This window comes from Achromobacter pulmonis (genome assembly GCF_002885955.2).
GTDB lineage: Bacteria > Pseudomonadota > Gammaproteobacteria > Burkholderiales > Burkholderiaceae_B > Achromobacter > Achromobacter pulmonis_A.
Window position 1 is genome coordinate 262,037 of the sequence record NZ_POQS01000006.1, and the last position, 6,000, is coordinate 268,036.

The following is a 6,000-nucleotide window of genomic DNA, read 5'->3' on the forward strand; positions in this document are numbered from 1 at the left end:
CTGCCCTGCCAAGAGCTAGTTGCGGACGGCCGCCAGCATCGGCCCCGGCCAGGGTTCGGCGTCGAGCTGGAAGCGCAGCTCCTGGTACTCGCCGTCCACCGAGACCGACGGCAGCAGCCCGGCGTCCAGCGCCTGGCCCAGCGCACGCCGGCACAGGGTTTCGGGATCGTCCGGCAGCGACTGGAACACGCCGTCCGGGATGCGCAGCCGCAGCAGCGCCTGGGGATCGCCGCTTTCCGCCGGACGGCCGATATGGATATGGGCGGGATAGCCGTGGGGGCACCAGATTCCCACGTGGTACTTGCCTTCGGCGCCGGTGTCGGCGACGTAGCCGGGATGATCGTATTTCGCGGTTCCCATGGACCCTCCTCGAATGCGGCAACCTAGCACGCGTGACCCATCGTAGCGCAGGGCCGCCCCGGTGTGCGGCCCCGGCGCATCCGGGAAAGCCCGGGCCGGCGCAAACCTTGACGCCGGACAAGTCCGCGGGCCGGACCTACAGCGCCACCCTGGGATCGAATCTGCCGGCGAAGCCGAGGTCCACGCAGAAGGTCGCGCCCGCCTCGGGCGAGGCCCGCAGCTGCGCATCGTCCAGCCCGGCGCGGGCGCTGGTGACCAGCATCCTGCGCGCGTCGGCGCCGATGAAGGCGGGGCAGCTGACCTGGGCCGCGCCCAGCTCGATGCTGCCCACCGGCCGGCCGTCGGGCGCGAAGCCGGCGACCCGGCCGGCGCCCCACAGGGCGATCCAGATGGCGCCGGCGGCGTCGGTCACGGCGCCGTCTGGGCCGCCGTCCAGCCCGCTCAGAAACGGTTCCGCCGCGCCCTGCGGCAGGCCGGTGGCGGGATCGGTCGCGACCCGGAAGACGACGCCGCGCGCGGTGTCGGCGAAATAGGCGATGCGCCCGTCCGGCGCAAAGCAGATGGCGTTGGGGATCGTTACCCCGTCGCGCAGCCGTTGCAGCCGCCCCCGGTAGTAGTGGTAGATGCTGCCGGCGCCGGGTTCCGCCTGCCAGCCCATGGTGCTGATCCAGAAGGCCCCGCAGGGGTGCACGCGCGCGTCGTTCGAGCGGGTGGCGGGGTTGTCGGCCTCAAGCGGCCGATGCAGGTCCAGCGCGCCGGAAACCGGATCGCGCAGGTACAGCCCGTTCTCGGCCAGCAGCAGCTGGCGGGCGCCGTCCTCGGTGATGGCCATGGCGCTGGCCGCCAGCGGCAGTCCGGCCACCTGCGTGGCGCCGCCGCAGCCCCGGCCGGCCTCAGCGCGCGTATACAGCCTGCGGCCCACGATGTCGAACCACCAGGCCAGCCCGCTGGCCGGGTCGTAGCCCGGCCCTTCGCCCAGTTCCAGGCGGTAGTCGTCCAGTACGGTCATTGCGCCTCCTGCCTGCTCCTATTTCGGACCGATTGCTTTGACACTGCAAGCCCTGCTGCCTCTAATGAATCGCAGTCTGTTCATCATGTCTATTGCCTTGATTTATATGATGAATCCACCCGGTTTTCATACAGGACGGCCCGCGAGCAGTCCAGCACGGAAGGAGAAAAATCATGCGTTTCCTGAAGCAGGCGCTGCTGGTCGCCGCGCTGGCGCTCGTTCCCCTGGCGGGAGTCGGCGCGGCCCAGGCCGGCAATGTGAAGATCGGATTCATCGTCAAGCAGCCCGAGGAACCGTGGTTCCAGGACGAATGGAAATTCGCCGACCAGGCGGCCGCCGAAAAAGGCTTCGAACTGGTCAAGATCGGCGCCGCCGACGGCGAGAAGCTCATGGCCGCGATCGACAACCTCGGCGCGCAGGGCGTGCAGGGCTTCATCGTCTGCACCCCGGACGTGAAGCTGGGCCCGGGCCTGGTCGCCAAGGCGCGGGCCAACGAGATGAAGATGATGACGGTCGATGACCGACTGGTCGACGCCGCGGGCGCGCCGCTCGCATCGGTGCCGCACATGGGTATCTCGGCCACCCGGATCGGCGAGACGGTCGGCCACGCGATCATGGCCGAGATCAAGCGGCGCGGCTGGAACATCGCCCAGGCCGGCGCCATCCGCGTGTCCTACGACCAGCTGCCCACCGCCACCGACCGCGTCGAGGGCGCCATCTCGATCCTGAAGGCCGGCGGCTTCCCCCAGGCGTCCATCTTCGATGCGCCGCAGGCCAAGACCGACACCGAAGCGGCGCTCAACGCCGCCACCACGGTGCTCAACGCCCATCCTGGCATCAAGCGCTGGGTCGCCTTCGGCCTGAACGACGAGGCCGCGCTGGGCGCCGTGCGCGCCACCGAAAGCGTGGGCATCCCGCCGGAAAACGTCATCGCCGTGGGCATCGGCGGCGCGGAATCGGCGATCAACGAATTCAAAAAGCCCAAGCCCACCGGCTTCGCCGGCACGGTCATCATCTCGCCGCGGCGCCACGGCTACGAAACGGCGCTGAACATGTACGAATGGATCGCCAGCGGCGCCGCCCCCGAGCCGCTGATCCTGACCTCGGGCACGCTGGCGGCCCGCAACGATTACCAGCAGGTCCGCAAGAACCTGGGGATCGAATGATCCTGCCGGCCGGGGCGGTGAGCCGGCATCGCCCGCATCCGGGAGCAGCCATGGCCTATCTCGAATTCACCGGCGTCAGCAAAAGCTATCCGGGCGTCAAGGCGCTGTCGGACGTGAGCTTCGGCGTCGAAAAAGGCGCGGTGCACGGCCTGATGGGCGAGAACGGGGCCGGCAAGTCCACGCTCATCAAGATCCTGTCGGGCGATCTGCAGGCTGACGCGGGCGGCATCGCCATCGACGGGAAAGCGCAGCAATACGCCTCGACCGGCGACGCCTTCGACAACGGCGTGATCGTCATCCACCAGGAACTGCAGCTGGTTCCCGAACTGACCGTGGCCGAGAACCTCATGCTGGGACGGTTTCCGGCAAGGGCTGGCGTGATCTCGCGGCGGCGCATGATCGACACGGTCGCGGCCCGGCTCGACTCCGCCGGCATCGACATCGATCCGCGCCGCCGGATCAAGCAGCTGTCCATCGGCGAGCGCCAGATGGTCGAGATCGCCAAGGCGGTCATGCTGGACGCCCGCGTGATCGCGCTGGACGAACCCACTTCCTCGCTGTCCTCGCGCGAAAGCGAGGTGCTGTTCGCGATGATCGAGAGCCTGCGCGCGCAGGGCAAGGTGATTCTCTATGTCTCGCACCGGATGGACGAGATCTTCCGGCTGTGCAGCAGCATGACCGTGCTGCGCGACGGCCGGCTCGCCGCCCACCATCCCGACATGGAAGGGCTGACGCGCGAGCGGATCGTGGCCGAAATGGTGGGACGCGAGATCAGCGACATCTGGGGCTACCGGCCGCGCGCCCAGGGCGCCGTCCGGCTGCGGGTGCAGGGCCTGTCGGGCGAGCGGCTCAAGGCGCCGGCCAGCTTCGAGGTGCGCGCCGGCGAAATCCTCGGCTTCTTCGGCCTGATCGGCGCCGGCCGCTCCGAACTCATGCGCCTGATCTACGGCGCCGATGCGCGCCACGGCGGCAGCATCGCGCTGGACGGGACGCCGGTCGAGGCCGATAAGCCGCACGGCATGATCCGCGCCGGCCTGGCGCTGTGCACCGAGGACCGCAAGCATGACGGCATCATCCAGGGCCGTTCGATCGCCGAGAACATCAACATCTCGTCGCGGCGGCACAGCGCGCGCTTCGGCGTGCTCGACCGCGCCAGGGAGATCGCGGCCGCCGAAACCCATATCCGCAAGCTGCGCGTGCGCACGCCTTCGCGCCACCAGGACATCGTCAACCTGTCGGGCGGCAACCAGCAGAAGGTCATCCTGGGGCGCTGGCTGTCGGAACAGGGCATCCGCGTGCTCATCATCGACGAACCCACGCGCGGCATAGACGTGGGCGCCAAATCCGAAATCTACGAACTGCTCTACCAACTGGCCGAGGATGGCATGGCGATCGTCGTCGTCTCGTCGGAACTGCCCGAGGTGATGGGCATCTGCGACCGGCTGATGGTGATGTGCGAAGGCCGCATCGACGCCGAGCTGACGCGCGGCGATTTCCTCGAGCGCCGGATTCTTGCCGCGGCCCTGCCCGACCGGGCCGGGCCGCCGCTTCCTACTCGTGGCGAACTCCCCCGATGAAAAAACTGCTGTTGGGCGAACAGGGCTTGCTGGTCATCTTCGTATTGGCTTTCGTCCTGGTGGCGATTTTCGTGCCGAACTTCCTGACCGGGCGCAACATGCTCGGGTTGTTGCAATCGGTGGTGACGGTGGGCATCGTCGCCTGCACCATGATGCTGTGCCTGGCGGCTCGGGACTTCGACCTGTCGGTGGGCTCCATCGTGGCGTTCACCGGCATGGTCGCGGTAATGGTCTCGAACGGCAGCGGCTCCATCCTGCTGGGCGCGGCGGCCGCGCTCGCCTGCGGCGCCATTGTCGGCTGGCTCAACGGCCTGGTGATCGCGAAGTTCCACATCAATGCGCTCATCACGACGCTGGCGACCATGCAGATCGTGCGCGGCCTGGCGCTGATCGCTTCGGAAGGCCGGGCGGTGGGCATCAACGACCCGGCCTTCTTCAACATCGCGCTGTCCAAGTTCCTGACCATCCCGACCCCGATCTGGGCGATGGCGGCGCTGTTCGCGATCTTCGGCTTCGTACTGAATCGCAGCGTGTTCGGCAAGAACGTGCTCGCCATCGGCGGCAACCCGGAAGCGTCGCGGCTGGCCGGCGTCAGGGTCGATCGCAGCCGCATCTGCATCTTCGCGCTGCAGGGGCTGGTCTGCGCCATCGCCGGCATCCTGCTGGCGTCGCGCATCACCTCGGGGCAGCCCAACGCCGCGGTGGGGCTGGAGCTGGCGGTGATTTCGGCCTGCGTGCTGGGCGGCGTCTCGCTGGCCGGCGGCCGGGCGACGATGACCGGGGTGATCGTGGGGGTGATGATCATGGGCATCGCCGAAAACGCGATGAACCTGCTGAACATCCCGGCCTTCTACCAGTACATCGTGCGCGGCGTGATATTGCTGCTGGCGGTGTTCCTGGACAATCTGCGCTCGCGCGCGCTGGGGCGGCGCTGAAGCGGGCGCAAAAACAAAAAAGCCGCGACTCTTTCGAGTGCGGCTTTTTTGTTGAAACTGGTTGCGGGGGCAGGATTTGAACCTACGACCTTCGGGTTATGAGCCCGACGAGCTGCCAGACTGCTCCACCCCGCGTCTGATGTGTGAATCATACATCATTTTGAAATCTTGTGCAGCGCACCCAGCGAATTTTTTTGCTTTTGCGCCATCCGCGACCCCAAAAACGCGCTCGCCAGTCGCCATAGCCGGGCCGCCAGGCCGGGGCGATCCAGGCAGATCACTTCGGCCGCATCGATGGCGGTGATGCGCGCCACGCCGCCATAGGCCAGGCCGTGGCCCTCGCCGGCGTGGAGCCTGGCCGACATGGCCAGAGGCAGGCCGTCCGGGGCCTGCGGGCCGGTGACCGGCTCGTCCACGCGCACGCTGCCGCTTACGCAAACCACGGTGGCGCAGGCGCGCAGCACCACCTGGCGGCTCGCGCCGGCGGCCAGCGACCAGCGGCTGGCCTGGATATCCGCAACGGAATTCGGGGTCATGGGCATCTCCTGTGACACCATGACAGGCTACGCGCCCGCTGCTATGCGCAACAGCCACACATCCCGGGTTTCTGTATCGAAGCAGATCCTCGATTTTGCCGCTGTTATGGTGTACTTTTGGCGAATCTGTGCCTACCTACCATCCGACCTCGGGGAGCATGATCGGCGCATGGACCCGCAACCGCTCTATCTACGCCTGGCCGACCACTACCGGCGCGCCATCCAGACCGGCGTACTGGCCCCGGCGCAGCGCATGCCCTCGGTGCGCACGCTGGTGCGCACCCATCACGTCAGCCTTTCCACCGCGCTGCAGGCCTGCCGCCAGCTGGAGGACGACGGCCTGATCGAGGCCCGGCCGCGTTCCGGCTATTTCGTGCTGAAGCCGCGGCGCGCGAGCATGCCGCCGGTGGACGAGCC

7 protein-coding genes and 1 tRNA gene are annotated in these 6,000 nt (G+C 68.0%); 4 read left to right on the top strand and 4 right to left on the bottom strand.

Annotated elements, in window-relative coordinates; genetic code table 11:
* Positions 1-15: 15 nt before the first annotated feature.
* Entirely contained in the window at positions 16-360 is a 345-nt protein-coding gene (locus tag C1I89_RS22915) for a hypothetical protein (RefSeq protein ID WP_102774767.1), read from the bottom strand.
* Positions 361-496: 136 nt separating this feature from the next.
* The gene (locus C1I89_RS22920; protein ID WP_102774768.1) at positions 497-1,369 is read right to left on the bottom strand and encodes an SMP-30/gluconolactonase/LRE family protein; all 873 of its coding nucleotides are present in this window, start codon (positions 1,367-1,369) and stop codon (positions 497-499) included.
* Positions 1,370-1,542: 173 nt separating this feature from the next.
* Here C1I89_RS22920 and C1I89_RS22925 point away from each other — a divergent pair, with 173 nt between their 5' ends.
* From C1I89_RS22925 to araH, 3 genes are read left to right on the top strand one after another with little or no spacing between them, the layout of a single operon-like run.
* Entirely contained in the window at positions 1,543-2,535 is a 993-nt protein-coding gene (locus tag C1I89_RS22925) for an arabinose ABC transporter substrate-binding protein (protein WP_102774769.1), read from the top strand.
* A gap of 50 nt (positions 2,536-2,585) precedes the next feature.
* A complete protein-coding gene (araG, locus tag C1I89_RS22930; RefSeq protein ID WP_102774770.1) occupies positions 2,586-4,112 on the top strand; it encodes an L-arabinose ABC transporter ATP-binding protein AraG in 1,527 nt (508 codons plus the stop codon).
* The gene (araH, locus tag C1I89_RS22935) at positions 4,109-5,047 is read left to right on the top strand and encodes an L-arabinose ABC transporter permease AraH (RefSeq protein WP_102774771.1); all 939 of its coding nucleotides are present in this window, start codon (positions 4,109-4,111) and stop codon (positions 5,045-5,047) included. The genes araG and araH overlap by 4 nt, the downstream gene beginning before the upstream one ends.
* Before the next feature lie 58 nt (positions 5,048-5,105).
* On the opposite strand, the gene C1I89_RS22940 is transcribed toward araH, so the two are convergent.
* Both C1I89_RS22940 and C1I89_RS22945 read right to left on the bottom strand, forming a co-directional pair.
* Positions 5,106-5,182: transfer RNA gene (locus C1I89_RS22940), tRNA-Met, on the bottom strand.
* A 20-nt stretch (positions 5,183-5,202) separates the two neighbouring features.
* Positions 5,203-5,583 (bottom strand): hypothetical protein, encoded by a 381-nt coding sequence (locus C1I89_RS22945; protein WP_102774772.1) that lies wholly within the window; start codon positions 5,581-5,583, stop codon positions 5,203-5,205.
* A 169-nt stretch (positions 5,584-5,752) separates the two neighbouring features.
* Here C1I89_RS22945 and C1I89_RS22950 point away from each other — a divergent pair.
* The coding region (locus tag C1I89_RS22950) for a GntR family transcriptional regulator (protein WP_146196941.1) at positions 5,753-6,000 on the top strand (248 nt) is incomplete at its 3' end.

Excerpts from the sequence above, each read along its gene's own strand:
- C1I89_RS22915 (WP_102774767.1), bottom strand. The coding sequence starts at position 360 with ATGGGAACCGCGAAATACGATCATCCCGGCTACGTCGCCGACACCGGC.
- C1I89_RS22920 (WP_102774768.1), bottom strand. The coding sequence starts at position 1,369 with ATGACCGTACTGGACGACTACCGCCTGGAACTGGGCGAAGGGCCGGGC.
- C1I89_RS22925 (WP_102774769.1), top strand. The coding sequence starts at position 1,543 with ATGCGTTTCCTGAAGCAGGCGCTGCTGGTCGCCGCGCTGGCGCTCGTT.
- araG (WP_102774770.1), top strand. The coding sequence starts at position 2,586 with ATGGCCTATCTCGAATTCACCGGCGTCAGCAAAAGCTATCCGGGCGTC.
- araH (WP_102774771.1), top strand. The coding sequence starts at position 4,109 with ATGAAAAAACTGCTGTTGGGCGAACAGGGCTTGCTGGTCATCTTCGTA.
- C1I89_RS22945 (WP_102774772.1), bottom strand. The coding sequence starts at position 5,583 with ATGACCCCGAATTCCGTTGCGGATATCCAGGCCAGCCGCTGGTCGCTG.